This window comes from Amycolatopsis coloradensis, from assembly GCF_001953865.1.
In the GTDB taxonomy this organism is placed as follows: Bacteria; Actinomycetota; Actinomycetes; order Mycobacteriales; family Pseudonocardiaceae; genus Amycolatopsis; species Amycolatopsis coloradensis.
Genome location: NZ_MQUQ01000012.1, coordinates 270,654 through 293,191 on the forward strand (window position 1 = coordinate 270,654; position 22,538 = coordinate 293,191).

General features: G+C 68.3%; 28 protein-coding genes. 14 read left to right on the plus strand and 14 right to left on the minus strand.

Features of this window, described 5'->3' with window-relative positions; translation table 11 throughout:
- Positions 1-51 precede the first annotated feature (51 nt).
- The 4 genes from BS329_RS22515 (at position 52) to BS329_RS22530 (ending at position 3,362) form a co-directional block, all read left to right on the plus strand.
- A complete protein-coding gene (locus tag BS329_RS22515) occupies positions 52-759 on the plus strand; it encodes a lysoplasmalogenase family protein (protein WP_076163209.1) in 708 nt (235 codons plus the stop codon).
- Positions 760-826: 67 nt separating this feature from the next.
- Positions 827-1,144, plus strand: a complete 318-nt coding sequence (locus BS329_RS22520) for an ArsR/SmtB family transcription factor (protein ID WP_076163210.1) — start codon at positions 827-829, stop codon at positions 1,142-1,144.
- Complete coding sequence (locus tag BS329_RS22525) at positions 1,141-1,578, plus strand: SRPBCC family protein (protein WP_076163211.1); 438 nt, start codon at positions 1,141-1,143, stop codon at positions 1,576-1,578. The genes BS329_RS22520 and BS329_RS22525 overlap by 4 nt, the downstream gene beginning before the upstream one ends.
- 20 nt (positions 1,579-1,598) lie before the next feature.
- Entirely contained in the window at positions 1,599-3,362 is a 1,764-nt protein-coding gene (locus BS329_RS22530; protein WP_076163439.1) for an alpha/beta hydrolase family protein, read from the plus strand.
- Here the strand turns inward: BS329_RS22530 and BS329_RS22535 are convergent.
- The 5 genes from BS329_RS22535 to BS329_RS22555 all read right to left on the minus strand — a co-directional run bounded on the left by BS329_RS22535 (position 3,359) and on the right by BS329_RS22555 (position 6,481).
- Positions 3,359-3,814 (minus strand): VOC family protein, encoded by a 456-nt coding sequence (locus BS329_RS22535; protein WP_244197250.1) that lies wholly within the window; start codon positions 3,812-3,814, stop codon positions 3,359-3,361. The genes BS329_RS22530 and BS329_RS22535 overlap by 4 nt on opposite strands.
- 9 nt (positions 3,815-3,823) lie before the next feature.
- A complete protein-coding gene (locus tag BS329_RS22540) occupies positions 3,824-4,447 on the minus strand; it encodes a LysE/ArgO family amino acid transporter (RefSeq protein ID WP_076163212.1) in 624 nt (207 codons plus the stop codon).
- Between the two features lie 846 nt (positions 4,448-5,293).
- On the minus strand, positions 5,294-5,632 hold the full coding sequence (gene trxA / locus BS329_RS22545; protein WP_076163213.1) for a thioredoxin: 339 nt from the start codon (positions 5,630-5,632) through the stop codon (positions 5,294-5,296).
- Positions 5,633-6,028, minus strand: coding sequence for a MerR family transcriptional regulator (locus tag BS329_RS22550; protein WP_076163214.1), 396 nt, complete (start codon positions 6,026-6,028; stop codon positions 5,633-5,635).
- Between the two features lie 57 nt (positions 6,029-6,085).
- On the minus strand, positions 6,086-6,481 hold the full coding sequence (locus tag BS329_RS22555) for a nitroreductase/quinone reductase family protein (RefSeq protein WP_076163215.1): 396 nt from the start codon (positions 6,479-6,481) through the stop codon (positions 6,086-6,088).
- A 57-nt stretch (positions 6,482-6,538) separates the two neighbouring features.
- Between BS329_RS22555 and BS329_RS22560 the strand changes: the two genes are divergently transcribed.
- Together BS329_RS22560 and BS329_RS22565 are read left to right on the plus strand one after the other, a co-directional pair.
- Positions 6,539-7,243 carry an alpha/beta fold hydrolase gene (locus tag BS329_RS22560; RefSeq protein ID WP_076163216.1) on the plus strand — a complete coding sequence of 235 codons (705 nt, stop codon included), beginning with the start codon at positions 6,539-6,541 and terminating at the stop codon, positions 7,241-7,243.
- Positions 7,240-7,779 carry a histidine phosphatase family protein gene (locus tag BS329_RS22565; protein ID WP_076163217.1) on the plus strand — a complete coding sequence of 180 codons (540 nt, stop codon included), beginning with the start codon at positions 7,240-7,242 and terminating at the stop codon, positions 7,777-7,779. The genes BS329_RS22560 and BS329_RS22565 overlap by 4 nt, the downstream gene beginning before the upstream one ends.
- A 316-nt stretch (positions 7,780-8,095) precedes the next feature.
- Here BS329_RS22565 and BS329_RS22570 read toward each other — a convergent pair whose 3' ends face one another.
- Positions 8,096-9,214: a C40 family peptidase gene (locus tag BS329_RS22570; RefSeq protein WP_208619253.1), complete on the minus strand. Its 1,119-nt coding sequence runs from the start codon at positions 9,212-9,214 to the stop codon at positions 8,096-8,098.
- An 80-nt stretch (positions 9,215-9,294) separates the two neighbouring features.
- Between BS329_RS22570 and BS329_RS22575 the strand changes: the two genes are divergently transcribed.
- The 5 genes from BS329_RS22575 (at position 9,295) to BS329_RS22595 (ending at position 13,231) form a co-directional block, all read left to right on the plus strand.
- The gene (locus BS329_RS22575; protein ID WP_076163218.1) at positions 9,295-10,119 is read left to right on the plus strand and encodes a biotin--[acetyl-CoA-carboxylase] ligase; all 825 of its coding nucleotides are present in this window, start codon (positions 9,295-9,297) and stop codon (positions 10,117-10,119) included.
- 97 nt (positions 10,120-10,216) lie between these two features.
- Entirely contained in the window at positions 10,217-10,801 is a 585-nt protein-coding gene (locus BS329_RS22580) for a PH domain-containing protein (protein ID WP_076163219.1), read from the plus strand.
- A complete protein-coding gene (locus tag BS329_RS22585) occupies positions 10,801-11,733 on the plus strand; it encodes a hydroxymethylglutaryl-CoA lyase (protein WP_076163220.1) in 933 nt (310 codons plus the stop codon). Before BS329_RS22580 ends, BS329_RS22585 begins: the two co-directional genes overlap by 1 nt.
- A gap of 395 nt (positions 11,734-12,128) precedes the next feature.
- Complete coding sequence (locus tag BS329_RS22590; RefSeq protein ID WP_076163221.1) at positions 12,129-12,956, plus strand: TNT domain-containing protein; 828 nt, start codon at positions 12,129-12,131, stop codon at positions 12,954-12,956.
- The gene (locus tag BS329_RS22595) at positions 12,953-13,231 is read left to right on the plus strand and encodes a hypothetical protein (protein WP_076163222.1); all 279 of its coding nucleotides are present in this window, start codon (positions 12,953-12,955) and stop codon (positions 13,229-13,231) included. The genes BS329_RS22590 and BS329_RS22595 overlap by 4 nt, the downstream gene beginning before the upstream one ends.
- A gap of 39 nt (positions 13,232-13,270) precedes the next feature.
- Here BS329_RS22595 and hisN read toward each other — a convergent pair whose 3' ends face one another.
- Positions 13,271-14,056 (minus strand): histidinol-phosphatase, encoded by a 786-nt coding sequence (gene hisN, locus BS329_RS22600; protein ID WP_076163223.1) that lies wholly within the window; start codon positions 14,054-14,056, stop codon positions 13,271-13,273.
- A gap of 42 nt (positions 14,057-14,098) precedes the next feature.
- On the opposite strand from hisN, the gene BS329_RS22605 reads away from it, so the two are divergent.
- From BS329_RS22605 to BS329_RS22615, 3 genes are all read left to right on the plus strand, one after another.
- On the plus strand, positions 14,099-14,869 hold the full coding sequence (locus BS329_RS22605; RefSeq protein WP_076163442.1) for a response regulator transcription factor: 771 nt from the start codon (positions 14,099-14,101) through the stop codon (positions 14,867-14,869).
- Position 14,870: 1 nt separating this feature from the next.
- The gene (locus BS329_RS22610; RefSeq protein ID WP_076163224.1) at positions 14,871-16,154 is read left to right on the plus strand and encodes an ATP-binding protein; all 1,284 of its coding nucleotides are present in this window, start codon (positions 14,871-14,873) and stop codon (positions 16,152-16,154) included.
- Positions 16,155-16,217: 63 nt separating this feature from the next.
- Positions 16,218-16,730: a hypothetical protein gene (locus BS329_RS22615; RefSeq protein ID WP_244197251.1), complete on the plus strand. Its 513-nt coding sequence runs from the start codon at positions 16,218-16,220 to the stop codon at positions 16,728-16,730.
- On the opposite strand, the gene BS329_RS22620 is transcribed toward BS329_RS22615, so the two are convergent.
- The 7 genes from BS329_RS22620 to BS329_RS22650 all read right to left on the minus strand — a co-directional run bounded on the left by BS329_RS22620 (position 16,708) and on the right by BS329_RS22650 (position 22,535).
- The gene (locus BS329_RS22620; RefSeq protein ID WP_076163225.1) at positions 16,708-17,121 is read right to left on the minus strand and encodes a Pvc16 family protein; all 414 of its coding nucleotides are present in this window, start codon (positions 17,119-17,121) and stop codon (positions 16,708-16,710) included. The two genes, BS329_RS22615 and BS329_RS22620, sit on opposite strands and share 23 nt — an antisense overlap.
- A gap of 4 nt (positions 17,122-17,125) precedes the next feature.
- A complete protein-coding gene (locus tag BS329_RS22625; protein ID WP_076163226.1) occupies positions 17,126-17,758 on the minus strand; it encodes a helix-turn-helix transcriptional regulator in 633 nt (210 codons plus the stop codon).
- A gap of 130 nt (positions 17,759-17,888) precedes the next feature.
- Positions 17,889-18,536, minus strand: coding sequence for a response regulator (locus tag BS329_RS22630; protein WP_076163227.1), 648 nt, complete (start codon positions 18,534-18,536; stop codon positions 17,889-17,891).
- Between the two features lie 320 nt (positions 18,537-18,856).
- Complete coding sequence (locus tag BS329_RS22635; RefSeq protein WP_076163228.1) at positions 18,857-19,693, minus strand: NAD(P)H-binding protein; 837 nt, start codon at positions 19,691-19,693, stop codon at positions 18,857-18,859.
- A gap of 12 nt (positions 19,694-19,705) precedes the next feature.
- Positions 19,706-21,064, minus strand: a complete 1,359-nt coding sequence (locus BS329_RS22640) for an MDR family MFS transporter (RefSeq protein ID WP_076163229.1) — start codon at positions 21,062-21,064, stop codon at positions 19,706-19,708.
- A gap of 249 nt (positions 21,065-21,313) precedes the next feature.
- On the minus strand, positions 21,314-21,853 hold the full coding sequence (locus BS329_RS22645; protein ID WP_076163230.1) for a GtrA family protein: 540 nt from the start codon (positions 21,851-21,853) through the stop codon (positions 21,314-21,316).
- A gap of 181 nt (positions 21,854-22,034) precedes the next feature.
- Positions 22,035-22,535, minus strand: a complete 501-nt coding sequence (locus BS329_RS22650; protein ID WP_076163444.1) for a GtrA family protein — start codon at positions 22,533-22,535, stop codon at positions 22,035-22,037.
- Positions 22,536-22,538: the final 3 nt, after the last annotated feature.

The following is a 22,538-nucleotide window of genomic DNA, read 5'->3' on the forward strand; positions in this document are numbered from 1 at the left end:
CGAGCTGACCTGCTGGTAACTTACCCAGAAATAAGTTCTGGAGGTCTGCCAGTGTCCACAGCGAAAGCCCTCAAGTTCGCCGAGCGGGTGCTGTTCGGCGCCGCCGCGATCGGCACGGTGTACTCCGCCAGGACGGGTAACCGGCGGTTGCGACTGGTGACGAAACCGGCCGCGGTCCCGGTGCTCGCCGCTCGCGTCGCCCGTGCACAAACGCTGGCACCAGGGGAGAAAGGGTTGCTCGTCGCCGCCTTGGTCGCGGCGGGCGCGGGCGATCACTTCATGGGCAGGTCGCATGAAGACCGTGAACTGATCAAGGGCGCGACGTCGTTCGGCGTGATGCAGGTGCTGTATTCCGTGTTCCTGTGGCGCCGTGGCGCCCGTCCGCGCGCGGCGACCGCGTCGCCCCGGCTCGGGGCGTGGGCCGCGGCCGCCGTCGCGATGACCCTCCCGAAGCCGTCTCCGGTGTCTTCGGTGCTTTCGGTCTACGGAGGCCTACTGAGTACGACGTCGACCCTCGCGGCCGACCCGGCCTTGGCGCCGAAGGCTCGCGTGTCGGGCGGGATGGTCGTCCCGTCGGGCGACCGCCGGACCTGGCTCGCCGCCGGAGCGCTGTTGTTCTCCGCGTCGGATCTGGCGATCCTGATCCGCCGCGACTTCGTCACCAGCGAGCGGGTGCGGGCCAATCTCGAAACCTTCGTGCTGACCTCGTACCTGGCCTCCCAGTGGCTGCTTGTAGAGGGTATGACCGCGGAGAAGTAGAAAGTTAAGCACATACTTGACTATTGCTCGGCGGGGGCGGATAGTTAAGCATGTGCCTAACCAACGGATGGATCAGGTGTTCAAGGCGCTGTCCGATGGGACGCGCCGCGAAATGATCGAGCGCCTCACCCGGGGGCCGTCCTCGGTGGGGGAACTCGCGCGGCCGTTGTCGATGTCGCTGCCCGCCGTGATGCAGCACCTCCAGGTGCTCGAAGCCTGCGGGCTGGTTCGGTCGGAAAAAGCGGGTCGCGTCCGCACCTGCCACCTCGAACCGGACGGCCTGCGGATGGCCGAGGACTGGCTCGGCGGGCAGCGCACCGGCTGGGAACACCGGCTCGATCGCCTTGGTGACTTTCTGAACTCCGATGAAGGGAAAGAGTCATGACCGTCAAACACGCCACCTTCACCCTCGAACGCGTCTACTCCGTTCCGCCCGAACAGGTTTTCGCCGCTTGGTCCGATCCCGCCGCGAAAGCGGGCTGGTTCACCGTGCCCGGCGGCGGCCATTCCCTGGACTTCCGCGTCGGCGGCCGCGAAGTCACCACCGGCCCGCCCGATGACGGGAAGCGGATGGTCTTCGAAGCGCGCTACGAGGACATCGCCGAAAACGAGAGGATCGTTTACGCGGGCACGCTCTCCGCGAACGACGTCCTGGCGACCGTGTCCGTCACGACGGTGCTGCTCGAAGCCGAGGCCGACGGCACCCGGCTGACGTTGATCGAACAGGGCACGTTCCTCGACGGGCACGAAGAACCGAGCTGGCGGGAGCAGGGAACGGGCGACTGGCTCGACAAACTGGGCGAAACACTGGCGCGGTGATTTCCGGCAGGATGGGGGACATGCTGACCGCTGAGCAGATCGTCGACAGCCATTTCCCGTCGGTACCCGCGTTCTCCTCCGACGGGAAATGGGTCGCCTACCAGGTTTCGACCATCACGAAAAGCGTCCCTGAGATCTGGCTCGCCGCTGTGGACGGCAGCGAGAAGCCGCGGAAGCTGGCCGAAGGTTCCTCGCCCCAGTGGTCCGCGGATGCCCTCTACTTCCTCCGGGACGGCCGTGTCTGTTCGGGGGACGAGGAACTGTTCGCCTGGCGGAGTGAGATCACCGGGTTCCTTCCGCTGCACGACCGGATCGTGTTCATCGCCGAGGACGAGACGCCTGCCCCGGCCGTCTGGGTCTGGAGTGAGAGCCTTCGCCCGGCGCGGCTGCGGAGTTTCGACCCGCGGACCGGCGAGATCGGAACGCTGATCGAAGACCACGTCGTCGACGTCGCCCGCCGCCCGGACGACGGGGCGCTCGCCATCGTCACCTGGCCGACTCCCGAACCCGACCCCGGCGGACTCGAACCCCGGCTTTCCGTGCTGGACCTGGAAACCGGTGAGCGGCACGATCTCGGCCAGGTCGCGTTCGAAGCCGCCAGCCCCGTTTGGTGGCGGGACGAGGACGGCTGGCACATCGCGTATCTCGGGACTCCGGAACTGGTGGGTGGCCGGGCGGTCTTCGACGTTTCCGTGGAAACAGGGGAACATCGGAACCTGACCGAGGAATCGACCTGCCCGGTCAAGCTCGCGCAGGTCGATTCCGGTCCTCCCTTGGTGCTCGTCGCCGACGGGCTCGACACGGCCCTCCATCGGCTCGGGTCCGGCGAAGTGTCGTTCTGGCGCGGGCAAGCCGACGCGGTGGCCTCGAACGGCGAGATCGTGGTCACCGTGCTGAGTACCGCGTATCGGCCGAGAGATGTTCATTGTGGACCGGTGGGCGGGGCGTTGACGCGAGTCAGCGACACGGCGCCGGAGTTCGCCGGGATTTCGTGGGGCTCCCAGGAACGGTTGTCCTATAAAGCGTCCGACGGCCTCGCGCTGGACGGCCTGCTCGTTCTGCCGCCGGGAAAGACTCGGGCCGACGGACCTTTCTCGCTGGTCACGCGGATTCACGGCGGACCGTACGACCGGCACGCGGACGGCTTCATGCTCGGCTGGTTCCCCTCCGCGCAGTGGCTGGCCCTGGCAGGGCACGCCGTCTTCCTGCCGAATCCCCGTGGGGGACAAGGTCATGGGCATGAATTCGCCGCTTCCGTCGCGGGACGGGTAGGCCTGGAGGAGTGGAGCGATATCGAGACCGGGATCGATCTCCTCATCGCCGAAGGAGTGGCCGATCCCGAGCGGCTCGGGATCGTGGGCGGGAGTCACGGCGGATATATGACGGCCTGGGCCGTCGGGCAGACCCGCCGGTTCAAGGCGGCGCTGATGGTCGCCGGGATCTGTGACTGGAGCATGCTCGCCGCGACCGGTGAACTCGGTCCGCTGGTGGAATCCGCGCATAGCGGGAGTATCGGCTGGGAAGGGACAGGCCCGCACCGGCACGATCAGCTCAGCCCGATCTCCTTCGCGTCGAAGGTCGAGACCCCCGTGCTGATCGTGCACGGTGCGGAAGACACGAACGTACCGTTGTCCCAGGCGGAATTCTTCCACCGCGCGCTACGCCACTTCGGTGTCGAACACGACCTCGTCGTGTATCCCGGCGAAGGGCATTCGTTCCGCGGGCGGGAACACCAGCTGGACCTGCTCCGCCGCACTCGCGAGTGGTTCGCGCGCCTGCTCTAGCTTGGTTGTCCGGGAACATGGGTGCCGAAGGTCCATTCGTACCCTTCGAGATCGTCGACTCGGCAGCGGTAGTTACCCCATTCAGTGTTCGCCGGTTCCCAGACCCGCGTCGCGCCCGCTTCGATGGCGGAGGCAAAGACGGCGTCCACGGCCTCTTGCGTCGCAAGGCTGACGTAGAGGCCGTGGCCGACGGTCTCACCCTTGCGGGCCGCGCGGTCGTAGTCGTCCTCGGCGCTGAACACGACGATGGAGGCGCCGCCGAGCCGCAGTTCGGAATGCAGGATCAAGCCCTTGTCGTCGGGGTACTCCATGACGGTCTCGAAGCCGAAGGCGCTTTCGAGCCAGCGAAGCGCCTTCGGAGCGTCGCGGTAGGCGAGGTAAGAGTGGAGGGAAGCCGGGCGTTCCGTGGTTTCGGTCATGGGCAGAGCCTCGCAACCGATGCGGACGACCACGGTCCTCGATCACCAGAGCAGGCGCACCCCGAGCCCCGCGATCAGCACGCTGGACGCGAGCGCGGTGAGCAGCCGCCCTCGCCGTCCGGTGAGCGCCTTGCCGAGCACCGCGCCGCCGCCCGCGAGGAACAGTTGCCAGCTCGCGGAGGCCGCGAACGCCGCGATCACGAAGACCACGTGTTCCGCCCCGCTCGCCGCGGCCATGTCCTCGCTGCCGAGGACGAGTGCCGCGAAGTAGACCACCGTCGTCGGGTTCAGCAGCGTGATCCCGAGCAAACTCACGTAGGCCTTCACCGGTCCGATCGCCACCGGCTGAGTCACCTCGGCCTTCGAGGAGTCGCGATGGTTCCGAATCCCGGTTAATCCGATGTGGAGGGCCAGCCCGAGCAGTACCACCACCGAAATCCAGCGCAGGGGCACGGCGATCGGCTGGATGACCGGGATGAGCCCGCTGCCGCCGAGCACCGCGACCAAGGCGTAGAGACCGTCGGCCGTGGCGACGCCCAACGCGGCGTACACGCCGATCCTGAGCCCTGCCCGAGCCGTCAGCACCACCAGATAGGTCCCGACCGCGCCCACCGGGATGGCGATGCCATAGCCGGCGAGCAGGCCCGCGACGAACGCGGCGCTCATGGTCGGACTGGGGTCGTCCTTCCACCGGTCACGGCCTGCTGCTGCACCCGCACCCGTCGGACGACGGAGGGTGACGGCACGAAGGTGAGGGTCGAAGTCATGTGCTGAAGGATGCGAACGGATCGCTCCACGCGCAACACAATTATGGGACCGGTCCTTCGCCTGCCGGGACCCCGGTGGCGGGTGGTGTGGTCACCCGGCGCAAGTGTTCCGCAGCTAGTCGATCCGATAGAACTCGCTCAAGTACATAAAAAGCCCCTTCCTTGCGCCAGCGTCGCGTGATCCTTCGGGTCTTACACGTGACTGGACGGCGATCACGCGTAACCGCCGTCCAATCACGCATGATCGCCGTCTGATCACGGATGATCGCCGTCTGATCACGGATGATCGCCGTCTGATCACGCGTAGCCGCCGTCTGATCACGTGAGATCGCCTTCTTCAGAAAGAAACGAAACGTCAAACACTAGCGTCCCGTGTCGGAGGTTCGTGCGTCGGATCGAAGGCACTCGCGTTCGGCGAATGAGACCACTGTGCTGCCCGCGTATAGGACACGAACTTCAGACACGCGACACTGGTACACGGAAGGAGCCTTCATGTACTTCCATACGCGGACTCAAGACGCGCCAGCGATCCGCATAAACCGCGAAGCGAGCGAAGGCGCTTCGCGCGTATCACTGCCGAAGCATCTTACGTTCTATTCCCGGGCCGGTGGTTGGCAGGCGCTAATGAGCACGATGGTGGCCATATTCAAAAAATTTTCACTCATCGCCGAAAGAGCGCTAGACCATATGTTCGACTGGTGCTAATGTCGAAGGCGAGCGCCAAGGCCGGTTCAAAGGGAGGTGATCAGACGCCGGTCGTCTGGAGAACGGCATCCAGGTCTGCCAGCAGCCGGGCTTTCGGCTTGGCGCCGACGGTCGTCCACACCGGACTGCCGTCGCGGAAGAGAATCAGCGTCGGCAGGGACATGACCTGGTAATCCCTTGCCGTGAGAGGGTTTTCGTCGGAGTTCAGCTTGCGGATGATCAGCGCGTCGGCGCGCTCATCGGCGATCTCGGCGAGCACCGGCGCGATCATGTGACAAGGCGGGCACCACTGCGCCCAGAAGTCCACCAGGACGGGCTTGTCCCGCTCCAGGACGAGTTCTCGGAAGGTTTCATCGGTGACGACAGAAAGGGATGACATTCAGGTCTCCTCGTATTCCGGCACGACGACACACGGACCCGGCGGCGTTTTCAGCGCGCCCGCCAACTTGGCCAGCAGGCTGTCCCGTACGTCGTTGAGCCTGGCCAGACAGGCGTCCACCTCGGCGAGTTTGCGTTGGTAGACCTCGATCGAATCGGCGCACGAGTCGCCGGTCTCGTGCCCGGCGCGCAAGCACTCGACGAACGGCCTGGTGTCTTCGAGGCTGAGCCCGACCGCTTGCAGGGTCAGGATCTCGTTCACCAGACGGTAGTCGTCCTCGTCGTACTCCCGGTACCCGTTCGACGCGCGCCGTGCGTCGAGAAGTCCCTGTGACTCATAGAAACGCAGCGCGCGGGTGGTGGTTCCGGTACGCGCGGCGAGTTCGCCGATCCGCATGGTTCCGAGCCTAAACCTTGCCCTTGGCGTCAAGGCAAGAATGCCTGTACCGATCGATCAGTCGTCGAGATCGATTCGGATGGTGAGGAGGTCCGTGCCGATAGCCTGGACGGCGGCGCTGTTGAGCCTGGGCAGCGCTTTCAGCCGGGCGCGGGGATCGTCGTCCGGGAGCAGATGCGCCGTGCCAGTGTGCCACTGACCCTTGAGCCGGACCCGGACGCGTGGATCGGCTTGGATGTTGCGGACGTACTGCGACTTCTCGCCGAACTCCGAGACGATCCAGAACTCGCGGCCCACCCGGCTCCCGCCGATCGGGGTCTGCCTGGCCACGCCCGATCTGCGCCCGGTGGTCTCGAGGATCGCCTGGTTCGGCAGCCTGCTCAGGAGCGGGTTGCCCACGTGCCGCTGGAACGTCGTGGCCACTCGGTGCTTGATCTCGTGATAGCGGGACATAGGTCCAGGGTGCCCGACGCCGCCACTTTTGGTCGTCCGCGTCAGTACGGTCGGTTCATGGTGAACGAGTCCGAGGTGGGCCTGCTGCACATCTATGACCCGGGCGGGACCGGCCCGGTGGTCTCGACACCCCGGCGGGGAAGGAACGTCGCCTCGGTGGCGGCCGATGTCGAGAAGATCGCCGATGCCCTGGAGATCGAGCGGTTCGCGGTCTTCGGTCATCGCGGTGGAGGCCCGCACGCGCTCGCCTGCGCGGCGCTGCTTCCGGAACGGGTCTCGGCGATGGTCGGCGTCGCGAGCATGGCTCCGTACGGCGGAGAGGGGCCCGACTGGTTCGAAGGAATGAGCAGGGCGGGCATCGAATCGTTGACCGCGGCTTTGGCGGGACGGGAGGCGAAGGAGAACGACGAGGCATCGGCCGAGTGCGACACCGACATGTTCACCACGTCGGATGACGCGGCCTTGTCTTGCGACTGGAAGTGGTTCCTCGACGTCGTCGGCCCGGCGTTCGAAGGCGGGCCGGGCGCGCTGATCGATGACGATCGCGCGTACGTCGCGCCGTGGGGATTCCAGCCGTCCGACGTCAAGGTGCCGGTTCTGCTGCCGCACGGTGGCGCGAACCGGATCGCGCCTCTCGGGCACGGGGAGGGGCTCGTCCGGCAGTGCGCGACGGCCGAGTGGCGCACGTATCCCGAAGAGGGGCACATCCCGGTCCTCCGCCTTGGAGAGGCCGCGCTCGAGTGGCTGTCCGATCCGGTATGACGTGCGACATCGTTCTCGTCCGTCATGCCGAGTCCGTTCCGCCTGCACCAGGGCAGCCTGACGACCCGGAGCGGCCCTTGACCGCGGCGGGCGTGGCGGCGTCGGAACTGCTTGCCGACGAACTCGTCGCGATGAACCCGACGGCGGTCGTGTCGAGCCCGTACCGGCGAGCGGTCGAGACGGTCGCACCGGCGGCCAGGAGGGCCGGGCTCGAAGTCGCGACGCGCTGGGAGCTACGCGAGTGGGACTCGGGACTGGAGCCGACGCCGGACTACGCGGTGCACTACGAGCGAAGCTGGGCCGATCCGGATTTCGCCCGTCCGGGAGCGGAGAGTCTGCGGCAGCTGACGGCACGGGCGATCGCCGCCGTCGAGCGGCTCGCGGTGCGGCACGAAGGCGGCGTCGTGCTGGTGGGTAGTCACGGAACCTTCGTGTCCTGCCTGGTGGCCGGATTCAGCCCGGGAATCGGCTGGCCGTTCTCCCGGGACATGCCGATGCCCGCAGTCCATCGGCTGCGCTGGCCCAGCGGGAGCTGAGCAACGGGTGTCCGTTCGATACCAGCAGGCGTGATGGGCGGCGTGTCACGGGACCTGAACCACGACGTTCAGTGGCCGGTCCCGGAGTTCGCCGGACTTTCGGTGGCCCAGACTCTCGCGTTGGCCGACGAAGCCGGGATCGTGCTGGACGAGGCCGACGGGACGAAGCCGCTGGCCGGGCGTTCCGAGCGGCGAGTCGTGCGCCGGTCAGCGCCGGGTTCGGGACGTCGTCGACCGGAGAGGGTGACGATCCAGCAACGGGATCGGTCACCAGCACCGCGCTCGAACACGCCACCACGGGTAACGACTGCGCGCCTCAGGCCGACGGCCGTCCCGCACCGGTGTAGTCGTCACCCTTCGAGTGATACGTGTGGATCTGGATCGCCTGGCCCTCGGTGGGCGCGTTGATCATCAGGCCGTTGCCGAGATAGAGCCCGACGTGATGGATCCGCGTCGACGGGTTTCCGTAGAACACGAGATCGCCGAGTTTCGGTTCACCGGAGACCTGCGGCAGGGCGCGGAACTGGCTGTCCGCGGTCCGCGGGAGCCCGACCCCGGCTTCGTCGTAGGACGCCTTGGTCAGCCCGGAGCAGTCGAAGCCCGCCGCGCCCGCTTCGGGTCCGTTGCCACCCCACACGTACGGGAGTCCCAGCTGGCCGAGGGCGAACCTGGCCGCCTTCACCGCGGGGCTGGGGGCTCGCGCCGGGTCGAGGGACAAGGTCGCGTACAGCTGGGCGTTGCCCAAGACGCGCTGGCGGAACAGCTCGGCTTCGGTGCCCTTGCCGCCCTGGTAGCCGGCGATCGCCTTCCACCAGCCGTTGCCGCCGCCGAGGTCGGCCCCGGACGCGCACAGCGCGCGACCGGCGGCGACCGACGCGGAATCGGGATCGGCGAGCGCGGGCTTTTCGATCCCGGGGATCGACGTGCCGTGCTTCTTCCACTGCTGCGCCGAAAGGCCGAGGGGGTTGTCGCCGCCGCGTCCGTGGTTCGAACTCGCCGCGCCGACCCCGGCGAGGGTGACCCAGGAGAGGTGACAGTTCGGCTGTTCACCGCGCAGTGCCAGCTCGCCGTTCGCGTAGCCGATCAGTGACTTCGCCGGAATGTCGAGCGCCCCGGCGAGCTTGTTGGCCCACTCTTCGAGCGGGCGGGCGCCCTTCGGTGTCTCTTGAGCCTTGACCGGCGCGCTGACTTCGAGGACCGATGGGCCCGCGCCGCCGCCGACGGTGGCCGGGTCCTGTTTGGCGGCGGGGAGCGGGGCCTGCCGGTTCCCGTCGGCAGGCGCCGGCTCGTTGCCGCCCGCGAGCAGCCAGCCCGCCGTCACGAGCCCCGCGACCAGCGGGAGGGCGACCAGGCTGCGCATCGCCACGCCGTGTGCCCACGACTTCTTCTTCGAGCCGGTTGCGGGCGCGCTCGGGGCGGACTCGGGGTCGGTCACGCCGTCCAGGTTATTGGAGACCACCTCTGCGTAACGAGCGAGCGCCTTGCACGTTAGGGGGACTCTCATATTCTGGGCAAATGAGTGAGACGGGAGCGCTCGACGCCGAGCGTCTGAGTGCCGCGCTGTCCGGCCGGTACGCCGCGATCCAGGTCGTGGCGAGCACCGGGTCCACCAATGCTGACCTGCGGGAAGCCGCCGCGAAGGGGGCCGAGGACCGCACCGTGCTGATCGCCGAAGAGCAGACGGCCGGTGTCGGCCGCCGCGCCCGGCAGTGGTCCTCGCCGAAGGGATCGGGTCTCTACGTCAGTGTTCTGCTGCGTCCGAGGAAGGTCCCGTTCGCCAATTTGGGTTCACTTTCCGTGGTCGCGGGCCTCGCGGTGCGGGAGGTCGCCGCGAACCTCGGCGTCGACGCCGTCCTCAAGTGGCCGAACGACGTCCTCGCCGGGCCGGAGCGCGCCAAATGCGCGGGCATCCTGGCGGAGGCGGTCGCGGGCGAGGAGGCCACCGTGGTCCTCGGAATCGGCCTGAACGTGCTGCCGCTGGGCGAGAACGTCCCGGCCGGGCCCGGTGGCCTGCCCGCGACTTCGCTGGCCGAACAAGGGGCGACGGAGACCGATCGCGCCGAGATCGCCGCGCGGCTGCTCACCGGTTTCGACGAACTCGAACACCGCTGGCGGCTCGCCCGCGGGTCGCTGGCCGATGCGGGCCTGCTGGGGGACTACCGGCGGCACTGCGCCACGCTGGGCCAGGACGTCGAGGTCCAGCTGCCCGACGGTTCGGCGCTGACCGGCCGAGCCGCCGACATCGATCCCGCCGGCCAGCTCCAGGTCGACGTTCCCGGTGGTGAGCGGTACACGGTGTTCGCCGGAGACGTCGTCCACGTACGGCCTGCCAAGGCTTGATCCGGAGGTCTCGATTTCCGGCGCCTCCTCTTCCACCGGGACCGTTCGCCGGTACGGTGAGCCCACCAGCGCCGAACACACTTTGGGAGCGTCCCCCGTGGCCTATCCGGACGATTTGCTCAGCGAAAACGAGCACGTCGTGGTGCACAGTCACCCGCATTTCAAGATGCTGATCTTCCCCGTCCTCGCGCTGATCGTCACCCTCGGCGTTGGCATCTGGCTGGGCATCCTGGCGAAGGACGCGACGGCTCCCTGGGACCTGATCGCGCTGATCGCGGTCGGCGCGGTCGGTCTCGGTCTTGTCGTGTGGCTCTTCCTGGCGCCGTTCGTCCGCTGGCGCACGACGCATTTCATCGTGACCACGGACCGGCTGATCGCCCGCGAAGGCGTGCTCAAGCGCACCGGGATCGACATCCCGTTGTCGCGGATCAACAGCGTCCAGTTCGAGCACGGCCTGCTGGACCGTGTCTTCGGCTGCGGCACGCTGGTGATCGAGTCCGCTTCGGACGAACCGCTGAAGTTCGACGACATCCCCAAGGTCGAGCGCGTGCACACGGTGATCTACCGCGAAGTCAACGACAACCCGTACGACGACTTCGCCCCGCCTGCCGCCGGCGCGCCGCAGCAGACCGAACCCCTGCCGCCGCAAGGGCATCCGCCGCGCGGAAACCGGCGGCGTTGATGGGCACGCGAGAGCTGGGGCTGCCCGACCGCGTCCCGTCGGCCGCCGCGTTGCCGGAGCGGGTGACGATCTGGGAGGTCGGTCCGCGTGACGGCCTCCAGAACGAGAAGTCGATCGTTCCGGTCGAGGTGAAGCTCGAGTTCCTGGACAAGCTCGCCGACGCCGGGTTGAGCACGCTCGAGGCGACCAGTTTCGTGAGCCCGAAATGGGTGCCGCAGCTGGCCGACGCCGAGCAGCTCCTGTCGGGGCTCGACCGGCGTGAAGGTGTCCGCTATCCAGTGCTCGTCCCGAACGAGCGCGGGCTGGACAGGGCGCTGGAGGCCGGGGTCTCCCATATCGCGATCTTCGCCAGCGCCACCGAGACCTTCGCCGAGAAGAACCTCAATTCGACGGTGGACGACCAGTTCGCGATGTTCGAACCGGTCGTCACCCGTGCCCGCGCCGCGGGTCTCGACGTCCGCGGATACGTGTCGATGTGCTTTGGCGACCCGTGGGAGGGCGCCGTCCCGGCCACGCAGGTCGCCGGGGTGGGCAAACGACTCCTGGACCTCGGCTGCTCGCAGCTTTCGCTCGGGGACACCATCGGCGTCGCCACCGCGGGCCAGGTCGAGGCGCTGATCGGGCAGTTCCCCGACGTCGGCACCCTGGCCGTCCACTTCCACGACACCTACGGCCAGGCGCTCGCGAACACGGTGACGGCGCTGCGCTGCGGAGTGTCCACTGTGGATTCTTCCGCCGGTGGACTCGGTGGCTGCCCGTACGCCGAATCGGCGACCGGGAACCTCGCGACCGAGGATCTGGTGTGGATGCTCGACGGTCTCGGCGTCGAAACCGGTGTCGACCTCGACGCGCTGGTGTCGACCAGCAAGTGGATGGCCGGGAAGCTGGGCAGGCCGAGTCCGTCCCGGGTGGTCAACGCGCTCGCGGGATGAGGTTCGCCGGACTCTCGCCGAGGAGACCTGGCCGCTTCGAGCGGTTGTTCGGCCGCAAGGCGTATGTCCGTGCGGAGGCCGCCGCCGGGAAACCGCTGGGGCTTCCGGTTTTGGTGGACGACGAGCCGCTCGGATGGGTCGCGGTCTCACCCTGTCGGACCACCCTCGGCTGGCGCGGTCGCCGGTCGCGGCGTCGGCAGAGGATCCGTACCACACCACGGTGAACACGTTCGCGAAGGCGGGTTTCGCCTCTTCGAACGCCGCCAGCCCGCGCGGGTCTTGATGCGCTTTCGGGTATCCGCCGACGAGATCACGGTTCGGCGCTAAGGTCGTAGCGCGTCCTGTCCGCTGCCTCCCCCTTCACCGGTGGGACCGATTTCCTTGGGGGAGGTGCGGTGACCGATCCGAGCGAGGCGGGGACGGGCCCGATTCGGCTGCCTTTCCAGTTCGAAGGCGCGGACGCACCGACGCCGCCTCAGGGTGCGCGCGCTCCGTACGCGCCTTCGCCGTGGCCGCCCGCGGTGGCGCCGTTGCGAGTGCCTTTCCCGCCGCCCGCCGCCCCGCCGCCCATGGGGGCCTTGCGGACCGAACGGGAGAGCGTGATCGCGCTGTTCCTCGTGCACATGTTCCCCATCGGGCATCTCCCGGTGGCGATGGGCAAACCCGCGCGCCAGTTGCCGCTCCCCGACGGTGGTTCCGGCCCGCGGGATCACCCCGAGGCGGACGTGCTGGACGATCTGGACGCGTTGTCCCACGTCAGCAGCGGTTTCCGGCGGTCGCCGACGGTTCCGGCCGTCGTTCCCCCGGCGGAGTTGACCAGAGGACATGACCCGTGGGGCGGGGAGTCCCCAGAGGACTGGCGAAAGCGCTTCTTGGGGGAAACGGGCTTCTTGTGGCCTCCAGGCGAACTCTTCCCCGAGGGCGGTATCGACCCGGCGACACCGGTGATGCTCGAAGTCGGCACCCATCTCGACCGCTTCGGTGACCAGCACGGCCGGGTGTTCGCCGAGGACGCGACCTGGTATTCCATGCGGTCGCTGCCACCCGACCGGGTTGCCGCGTATCGGCGTTACCGGGTCGTCCGGCCGTTGCCGGTCTGGCGTTCGGTGGCCGCCGAATGGTTCGGCCAGCCGGGCGGCGGGGTGCGTTTTCGCGCGGTGCTGGGCGCCGATGAACTCGTCACGCTGGGCTTCCTGGCGGACGTCACGGGGGAGGTTCGGTGAATACGGGAACGATCCTGCGGTGGCTGGCCGCGCTGGGGGTGCCGCCCGAGGTGGTCTCGGTCGGCACGGAGACCGACAACGCCTGGTGCCTCATGCGCACCGAAGACGACGCCGCGGAAGGCGCCGCCTGGGAAGTTTTCTGGCGTGAACAGGGCAACCGGTACGACTGGGCGCGGTTCACCAGCGAACAGGTCGCCTGCCACTACCTTTTCGGCCGCCTGGCCTGGTCCCAGGTCGCGCGCGGCGCCGTCGGCCTCCTCCCCGGCGCGCAGTGAGTCTCAAGCGGCTGAGGGGGACTTTCAGCTTCCGCTCGATCAGCGCTTCAGGATGCCGAGGACCTCGTCGTGGAGCAGGCCGTTCGTCGAAAGCGCTGAGCCGTTGTCGTAGCGCGCTTCACCGGAAAGGTCGGTGAACCGTCCACCCGCCTCGGTGATCAGCACCTGGGCCGCGGCGACGTCCCACGGATTCACGATGCATTCCGCGGTGACGTCGAGCGCGCCCTCGGCGACCAGGCAGTGGTGCCAGAAGTCGCCGAAGGCACGGCTTTCCCAGCACGCGTTGACGAGGTCGAGGTACTTCTCCCGGGAGTGGTACTCGATCCACGAGTTCAGATCGGTCGTGGACAAATACGCGTCTTCGAGCGACGCGACCTTCGACACCGAAAGCCGCTGTTCGCCGGCGGAATCGCTCATCCAGGCGCCGTCCCCGGTGGCCGCCCACCAGCGGCGGCCGAGCAGCGGCGCGCTGATCATGCCCACCACCGGCGTGCCGTCCTCGACCAGCGCGATCAGCGTCGCCCAGACCGGGACGCCGCGCAGGAAGTTCTTGGTTCCGTCGATCGGGTCGAGCACCCAGGCCCGGCCGGTCGCGGCCGAACCGCCGCGTTCTTCACCGAGGACGGTGTCCTCCGGGCGTTCTGTGGCGAGGATCGCGCGGATCGCGTCTTCGACGGCGGTGTCCGCGTCGGTGACCGGCGTCCGGTCGGGTTTGCGTTCCACGGCGAGGTCCAGCGCGCGGAAACGGTCGGTGGTGATGGCGTCGGCGGCGTCGGCCAGCCGGGTGGCGAGTTCCAGATCATTCTCGTAGCCAGGCACGGTCACGATGCTTTCACGCCCGGCGGTCGTAGAGTTGGCCAGGTGAGCATGGTGCTACTCGCCGAGGACGACCCGGCCATCGCCGATCCGCTTTCCCGCGCGCTACAGCGGGAGGGGTACGACGTGCGTGTCGTCGGCGACGGGCCCGCCGCCCTCGACGTGACCGAGAGCGACAGGGTCGATCTCCTGGTCCTCGATCTCGGCTTGCCGGGGATGGACGGCCTCGAGGTCTGCCGCCGCCTGCGCGCGAGCGGGACCGAGGTGCCGGTGCTGATGCTCACCGCGCGCACGGACGAGGTCGACTTCGTGGTCGGCCTGGACGCGGGCGCCGACGACTACGTCGCCAAGCCGTTCCGGCTCGCCGAACTGCTGGCCCGCATCCGAGCGCTGCTCCGCCGCCGGGCGCCCGAGGTGCTCGAAGCCGGGGGAGTGCGGATGGACCTCGGCGCCCGGATGGTCACCGTGGACCTGCACGAGGTGCAGCTGGCGAACAAGGAGTTCGAGCTGCTCCGGGTGCTGATGAGCCGGGCGGGCCAGGTGGTCAGCCGCGACGAGATCCTCGCCGAGGTGTGGAACGACCTCGAATCGAAGACCTCGAAGACCCTCGACATGCACATGTCGTGGCTTCGCCGGAAGCTCGCGATAGCCGCGGACGAGGCGGCGGGCCGGGCAAGCAGGGCAGGTGGCTTCGCCGACGGTAACCACGGCATCGCCGCGGACGAGGTGGCGGGCCGGGCGGCGAGGCCGGGCGGGAACGGCGACGGCGAACGGCGGATCGCCACGGTCCGCGGCGTCGGCTTCCGCTTCAACGCGGAATAGCATGCGCCGTCGCATCCTCCTGGCGATCCTGCTCGCCGTCGCGGTCACCGCGGCGGTGCTGGGCATCCCGCTCGGGATCACCGCCTGGCAGCTGGTCGAGAACCTCAACCGCGAGAACCTGGCTTCCTCCGCACGCGGGATCGCGGCGACGCTGGACAACGAGATCGCCGTCGGCCAGCCGATCAACCTCGACCTGCTCCGGGTGGGCGTGCCACAGGGCGGGCTGCTGACGGTCCGCGCGCAGGGGCAGATCGAGAAGCGGTACGGCTCCGACCCCGGTCCCGACGTGGTGTCCGAGCGGGCGCCGATCGCGTTGCACGGCGAGGTCGAGCTGTCCATCCCCGCCGGGCCGATGCGCACCCGCCAGACCCAGGTGACGCTGCTCGTGGTGTTGCTGGTCGTGCTGTCGGTGGGCACCGGCACGGTGGTCGCGACCGTGACCGCGCGACGGCTCGCGAAACCGCTGAGACATGTCGCCGATCGGGCGGTCAAACTCGGTGGCGGTGATTTCCGGCCGGATCCGAAGCGCTACGGCGTCGGCGAACTCGACATGGTCGCCGAAGCGCTCGACGCGTCCGGCTCGGCTCTCGCGCAGCTCGTCCAGCGAGAACGGCAGCTCGTCGGCGACGTCTCCCACCAGCTGCGGAGCCGGTTGACCGCGTTGCAGCTGCGGCTCGAACCGCTCACCGTCCACCCCGAGCAGGATGTCGCCGACGAAGCGAAAGCCGCGCAGGAACAGGCGGATCGGCTGGCCGGGGCACTCGACGAACTGCTGGCCGCCGCGCGGGCGGCGCGCGAGGTCGGCGCGGAACCGGTGAATCTGCCGGAAGTGCTTCCCGCGGTCGCGGAGGAATGGCGACAGTTGCTTCGTGCCGAAGGCAGGCATCTGCGGCTTCGCGTCACCGATGGGTTGAGGGCGAGAGCCACCCCCGGCCGGTTGCGTGAGGTCGTCGGCGTCCTGCTCGACAACGCGTTACGCCATGGTGCGGGAACGGTCACGCTCGCCGCCCGGCGCGGTGACGCGGACGGCACCGTGGTCATCGAGGTCGCCGACACCGGCTCGGGCGTGCCCGACGAGCTGGCGCCGCACATCTTCGAACGCGGTTTCTCCGGCGGCGGCTCGACCGGCGTCGGGCTGGCCCTCGCCCGCGCGCTCATCGAGGCCGACGGTGGACGGCTGGAGCTGTCGAGCAAGCAGCCCGCGGTGTTCAGCCTCTTCCTGAAGGTGCCCCGCCCGGGCGATGTGGCCGAAGTGCGCTGGCCGGCCGAGCGGGTCCCGCGCTGAGACGTCCCGAAGGATCTCCCGATCGGGCAACGCCGGGGAAGCGCGCCGACCTAACGTCGAGGGGTGCATGCGTCGGCGTTCCGGTACCGCCCACCGGTGTATCCGGTGGCCGCGGCGGCACTCGAGATCGGCAAGGTGGCGATCTCCGTGCGGTTGTCCTTCGACGGCGCTCTGTACGCGTGCCGCCGTCCGCCCGGTGTGGTGGAACGGATGGAGGCCGATGCACTGGATCTGCTCTCGAAGGGCTTGTTCGTCAGCGGGATCGACACCCCGGTCGCGACCGTCACCGGAGCGGCGGGACACCGGTTCATCCAGGAGAGCGCCGTGTTCGAGCCCCCGGACCGCTGGATTTACCGGGGCTTGTGCGGGATCGGTGCCAGCCGGAACGGGCTGACCTTGACCGGGATGGTCGGCTACCGCCTCGAAGTCCGCGCGGGGTGGGCCAGACGGGCCGGTGAATGCGGGCCGCCCGCGTCGGCGGCCGAATGGTGCGAATTCTTCGGTGCGCAGCTGGCGTCCATCGGCGGGGTGGTCCTGCGGCGGTCCTCGGTGCTCAGTCCCGGTACTCCGCCGTGACCGTGACGACGAACGCCGCCCTGGCGGGCAGGCCCAGGCTGACCCACAGCCCGGTCGGATCGGTTTCCCCGAGAGCCAGCCGCAACGGCCGCGAATCGACCGTCAAGCTTTCGGTCCAGATCAACGCTCGCAGCGACCGGTCGAGCAGGGTGTGCTCGTCCCGGACCTTGTCGGCGCGCGCCGTGACCAGATACGACAGCTCGCACCTTTTCGCCCGCACGGCGCCGGTTCCCGGGCCGGCGCCGTGCAGGGCGAAGAGGAACAGATCGACGCTCGACACCTGCGTCTCGGTCTGCCAGGTGGGTTTCGGCGGATCCAGCCGGACCACCGTCCCCTCCGGCAGATGTGGTGCGATGAGCAGGCACAAGGCCTCGTCGACCTGAGTGATCACGAGCTCAGATCAATCCCTCACGCAGTGCGTAAGCCACCGCGTGCGAGCGGTTCCGGAGCTGGAACCGGTTGGTCACGTCGTGCAGGATGCTCTTCACCGTTCGCTGCGAGTAGCAGAGCTGGTCGGCGATCTCCTGCGTCGAGAACCCGGACGCGACCAGCTTGAGCACCTCGGTTTCCCGGCTGCTCATGCCGCCGAACTGCAGGCCGCGCGGCTGCAGGACCTGACGTTGCAGCCGGGAGACCCGGTGCAGAAGCCTGCCGAGCAGGTCGGGCGGGAGCGCGCCTTCCCCGGCGGCGGCCGCCTTGATCAGCCGGACCAGCACGTCGGCGCCCGCTTCCGAGCGGCGGGCGACCGCGCAGACGCCGTGCTCGATGGCGTTGAGGATCTCGTTGTCGTCGACTTCACCCGCGATGAGCACGATGCGGGTGAACCCCTGGTGGTGCAGCGCGGACAGCAGCTGCGTCATGGCCTCGTCGAGGCGGTCGGTGACCAGGAGGGCCACCATGGTCGGGTCGGCGGTCTCCCCGTCCACCAGCCAGACGTCGTCACGGGAGCGAAGCGTCATGCAGACGCCGTTGTGCAGGATCGGATCGGTGGCGCGGACGAGCACCGGTGTTCTGTTCGGTTCGAACATGTGATTCCCATTCCCCTCGAACGGTGCGAGGGCCCCACCCCTCACCCCGCTCACCCTGCCGGGTGCGGTGTCCCGGGCGCATGGGACTCCGGTCCTGACATTGCCCGAAAAGCCGCCCTGATTGGGGTGTTCAACGACCGAGCCCCGCTTCACGAGCGAGGACGATCGCTTCGGCGCGATCTGCGACATGAAGTTTGCTGAACACGTTGGAAATGTGGTTCCGCACGGTTTTCGGGCTGAGGCACAGGGTGCTGGCGATGGCGGTGTTGCTGCGCCCGCCGGCGATCAGCGAAAGGACCTCTCGTTCGCGGACGGTCAGTTCCGGGAACACCGTGTCCGGATTCGGCTGAGAGTTGTTGAAGAAGCCGAGAACGCGCGTCGCGATGTCAGGCCCGAAGATCGCTTCGCGCCTTGCGACGGCGTGAACGGCGCGGATGATTTCGTCCGGCTCCGCGTCTTTCAGCAGGTACCCGCGAGCACCGGCACGCATCGCGGAGAAAACCGATTCGCTTTCGTCCGCCATTGTCAGCATGAGCACGCCGATGCCGGGTTGTTCGGCGACGATGTGCCGGGTCGCTTCGGCGCCGCTGAGATCGGGCAGGTGCAGGTCCATAACCACGACGTCGGGCCAGAGGGCGCTCGCCGCGCTGATCGCGTGCGCCCCGCTCGCGGCCTCGCCGACCACGTCGATGTTCGGCTCGTTGGCGAGCAAGGTGCACACCCCGAACCGGAACAGCGGATGGTCGTCGACCACGAGCACGCGAAGGTGTCCGTCCATGTGGTCCCCCTGTCTCCCCGAGGCGGCACGCTAGCGAGAGGAGCGGCCGGGAACAATGCGTGGTCCGGACAGCGGACCCGGCATGAATTAAACGCCTGATGAGTGTCGCGTATCGCGAGGACCAGCCCAAGTGATTAACCCTTTCGGCCCAGGCGCGGGAGCAAGGGACCTTTGCTATCACTTCTCTCGGCATTGAGAGAGGTGCGAATCGCCTCAGCCGAGGAAGCTCGCCCTTCGCGCCGACGCCAGTACATGAAGGGTCTTCACGTACTGGCCCCGACTCAGCCGGGAGCAAAGGTCCCTTGCTCTCTTTCCGCAGGTCAGGCGAAGGCCGCGGCGTGCTCGCGGGCCCAGTCGGCGAACGTCAGCGGCGCCCGGCCGAGGAGTTCGCGGACGGTGCCGAACACGATCTCCTCGTTCCCGGCGGACTGCCGTTTGAGCTCGAAGATTCCGTCGACCGCCGAAGCGGGCCAGCCGAACCCGAGCATCCGGGCGCGGGCGTCCGCTTCGGGCTCTTCGGCGTAGGTCAGGCGTCGGCCGAGGGCGTCGCCCAGGATCTCGACCTGCCGCCGCGTCGTGAGGGCCTCGCCGCCGGTGATCGGGTACGTCTCGCCCGCGTGTCCGTCGGTGGTCAGCACGGTCGCGGCGACCTCGGCGATGTCGCGGACGTGCACCAGCGCGGACGCCGGATCGCCTTCGGGGACGCGGATGACGCCGTCGCCGCGTACGGCGTGCAGCCACGCGAACCGGTTGTCCATGAACGTGCCGGGACGCAGGATCGTCCAGTCCGGCCCGGCCTCGCGCACGGCCTGTTCCGCCGCGGCGTGGACGAGGGAGATCGGATCGGTCTGTCCGAAGTGGACTCCGGTGGTGGAGAGTTTGACGACGTGCGCGACGTCGGCGGCCGCTTCGAGCACCGTTCGTTCCTGCGCGAGCGGGTCCGAGCCGTGCCCGGAGGTCAGGATGAAGACACGCTCGACACCGACGAGCAGCGCGGGGTCGAAAGCGTCGAGATCGCCGGCGGCCACTTCGGCACGCGGATCGATCCGGGCGCGGGCGGGATCGCGCGTCAGAGCGCGGACCCGAGCGCCTTTGTCCAGCAGCGAGGGAACGAGTTCGCGGCCGATCTTACCGGTGGAACCGAGAACGAGAATCATCGAAGAACTCCTTCAGTGGTTGGGCCGCAAGGAAACGCGCGGCAGGAAGAGGGAGGCGGCGAGGCCGATCGCGAGGGCGGGGACCATCACCCAGAACACCCCGTTGAGCGCGGAGGCGTAGCCGCTGGGACTGTCGGTGCCGAACGAACTCGTGAACACCGCGCCGAAAACGGTCAGCCCGGCCGTGGTGCCGAGGGAACGCAGGAAGCCGACGGTCGCCGAAACCGCGCCGAGATCGGTACGGGGCACGTTCTGCTGGGCGGCCATGGACAGCACCTGCATGTTGAGCCCGGCCGCCGCGCCGAACACGACGAGATAGGCGACGACGAGCGGCAAGGGGGTCGTCTCGTCCATTGTGGACATCGCGAGCGCGGCGGCGAGGCCGAGCGTCATGCTGAGGATCGGCGCCCAGCGGTAGGCGCCGGTCTTGGCGATGATCCGGCCCGCGACCATCGACGACGCGGCGACGGCGAGCGTCATGGGCAGCAGGAGGAGTCCGGCTTCCGAAGGCCCGGCGCCGCCCGCGGTCTGCAGGAAGAGCGCCAGGTAGTTGACCGAACCCAGGAAGACGAACCCGGCGGCGGCGCTGGCCAGCACGCTGAGACCGAACATCCTGACGCGGAACAGCCGCAGCGGGATGATCGGCTCGGCCGCCCGGCGTTCGATGACCAGGAAGGCGACGAGCAGCACCGCGCCGATCGACGCGGACAGCGGCGTCGCCAAAGTCAGCCCGACGATCGCGCCGGACAGGACGACGATGCCCGCGAAGTCGAACGGCGCGGTCGTCCGGCGTCGTTCGAGCCGCAGGGATCGCGCGACGACGACGAGCGCGACCAGCCCGATCGGCACATTGATCCCGAAGATCGACCGCCAGCCGGCGAGGTCGGTCAGCACGCCGCCGACGACCGGACCCGCCAGCGAGGAGCCGGCGAAACAGATCGAGAACCAGGCGAAGTACCGCGCGCCTTCGCGGCCGGGGAACAGTTCGCCGATGATCGCGGCGACCACGACGAACAGGCCGCCGGAGCCGACGCCTTGCAGGACGCGGGCGGCGATCAGCAGCGGCATCGTCGGCGCGAACGCGCAGGCGAGCGAGCCGAGGACGAACAGGGTGATCGCGACGAGAACGACACGTTTGCGGCCGAACAGGTCACCGAGTTTTCCGTAGACGGGCGCGCTGACGCTGCCAGCCAGCAGGTACGCGGTGGTGACCCAGGCGAACGACGTGGCACCGCCGAGTTCGCCGACCATCCGCGGCAGGGCGGTCGCGACGACCTGGGCGTCGAGCATCGCCAGGAAAACGGCGGCGAACAGCCCGACGAGGGCAAGGGTGTTTCGGGCGCGCGGAGGCGCCCCGAGAGCGGTGCTCAAGAAAGAGATCCATTCACTGGAAGAAACGAGGGCACGCGAGGGACGCGGAGCGCTGCTGTGGCAAGCGGCCCCGGATCCCCGCCAAGACGGGAAAAGGCTCAACCGTCATCCGAACCGGATGCGGTCCTCTTCGCGCTTGGCGATCACCCCTTATTCGTCCCGCTCGACCGTACGAACCCGGCCGGCGGCATCAGTGAAGGAACGTTGACATGGATGACTCTAAGCAATCACATGTCTTCTCACAAGTACTTATCGGAGGGGGACGACGTCGTCGTCCTGCTCGTCGCTGTCCCGGCGGCGTTTGCCCAGCTCGTCCGGGAAGACCCACTTCTTGAAACCCCAGAAGCGGAAGAACATCGCGAGGAGCATGCCGATGATCGACCCGCTCGTGAAGTCCGCGAACTCCTGGACGAACCGCGTCACGTGCGGCACTTCGAGATCGAAGACGTATCGCGACGCGTAGAGCGGGATCAGGTTGACCACCACGGCGATCCCGCTGATCACGAAGAAGAGCGCCGCCTCGTGATGCCGCTCGCGGCCGCCGCGGGTCCGGAAGGACCATTCCCGGTTGAGGATGTAGGAGACGATCGTCGCGACGATGATCGCGATCGCCTTCGCCGTGGTCGGCTTCGACTCCAGCACGCTGAGCTTCAGCAAGTACCAGACCCCGTTGTCGACCAGGAACGTCGTGCCGCCGACGATCGCGAACTTCAGCAGCTCGCGGTGCTTGATCAGCACCGATCGAAGCGGCTCGGGCGTCCGGGAAAGGACGGATTCGACCACGGTCACCCAGCCAGTCTAATTCGCGCGACCCGCCCAACGGGCTGGCAGGGCATTGTCGGAGCGTTATAGGACACTTTGGGCGATTCTTCGGCATAGGTGCAGGAAGGCCCTCTGCCGCGCCGGATCTCGCGAGAGCCGTTTCAAGCACGCGAGTCACGTCTTCAAGCACGTGAGTGCGGCGAACGGGTCAGGCCGCTGTGTCGTCCCTGTCGCGCGAAGCGCCCCGCCCGCCGCCCCGCAGCAACCGCGGTCGCACGCCGGCCTCCGGGAACACCCACTTCTTGAACGACCACCAGCGGAACGCCGTGCCGAGCAGGGTCCCGATGATCACGCCGCTGACGAAGTCGGCGATCTCCTGCGTCAGCAGCCCGACGTGCGGCTGTTCCAGCTTGAACACGTACCGCGAAATCACCTGCGGAAGCGCGTTGAGGCCGAGTGCGATCGCGCTGAGCAGGAAGAACAGCGCCGCCTCGTGGGCGCGTTCACGACCACCCCGGGTGCGAAAGGACCATTCACGGTTCGCCACGTACGAGAAAACGGTCGCCACCAGGACGCCGATCACCAGCGCTGTCACCGGTTTGGCGGTCAGCACCGTGAACTTCAGCCCGTACGTCACCGTCATCGTGATGACGAAACTCGCGCTCCCGACCACGGCGAAACGCAGCATCTCCCGATGCTTCCCCAGCATGAA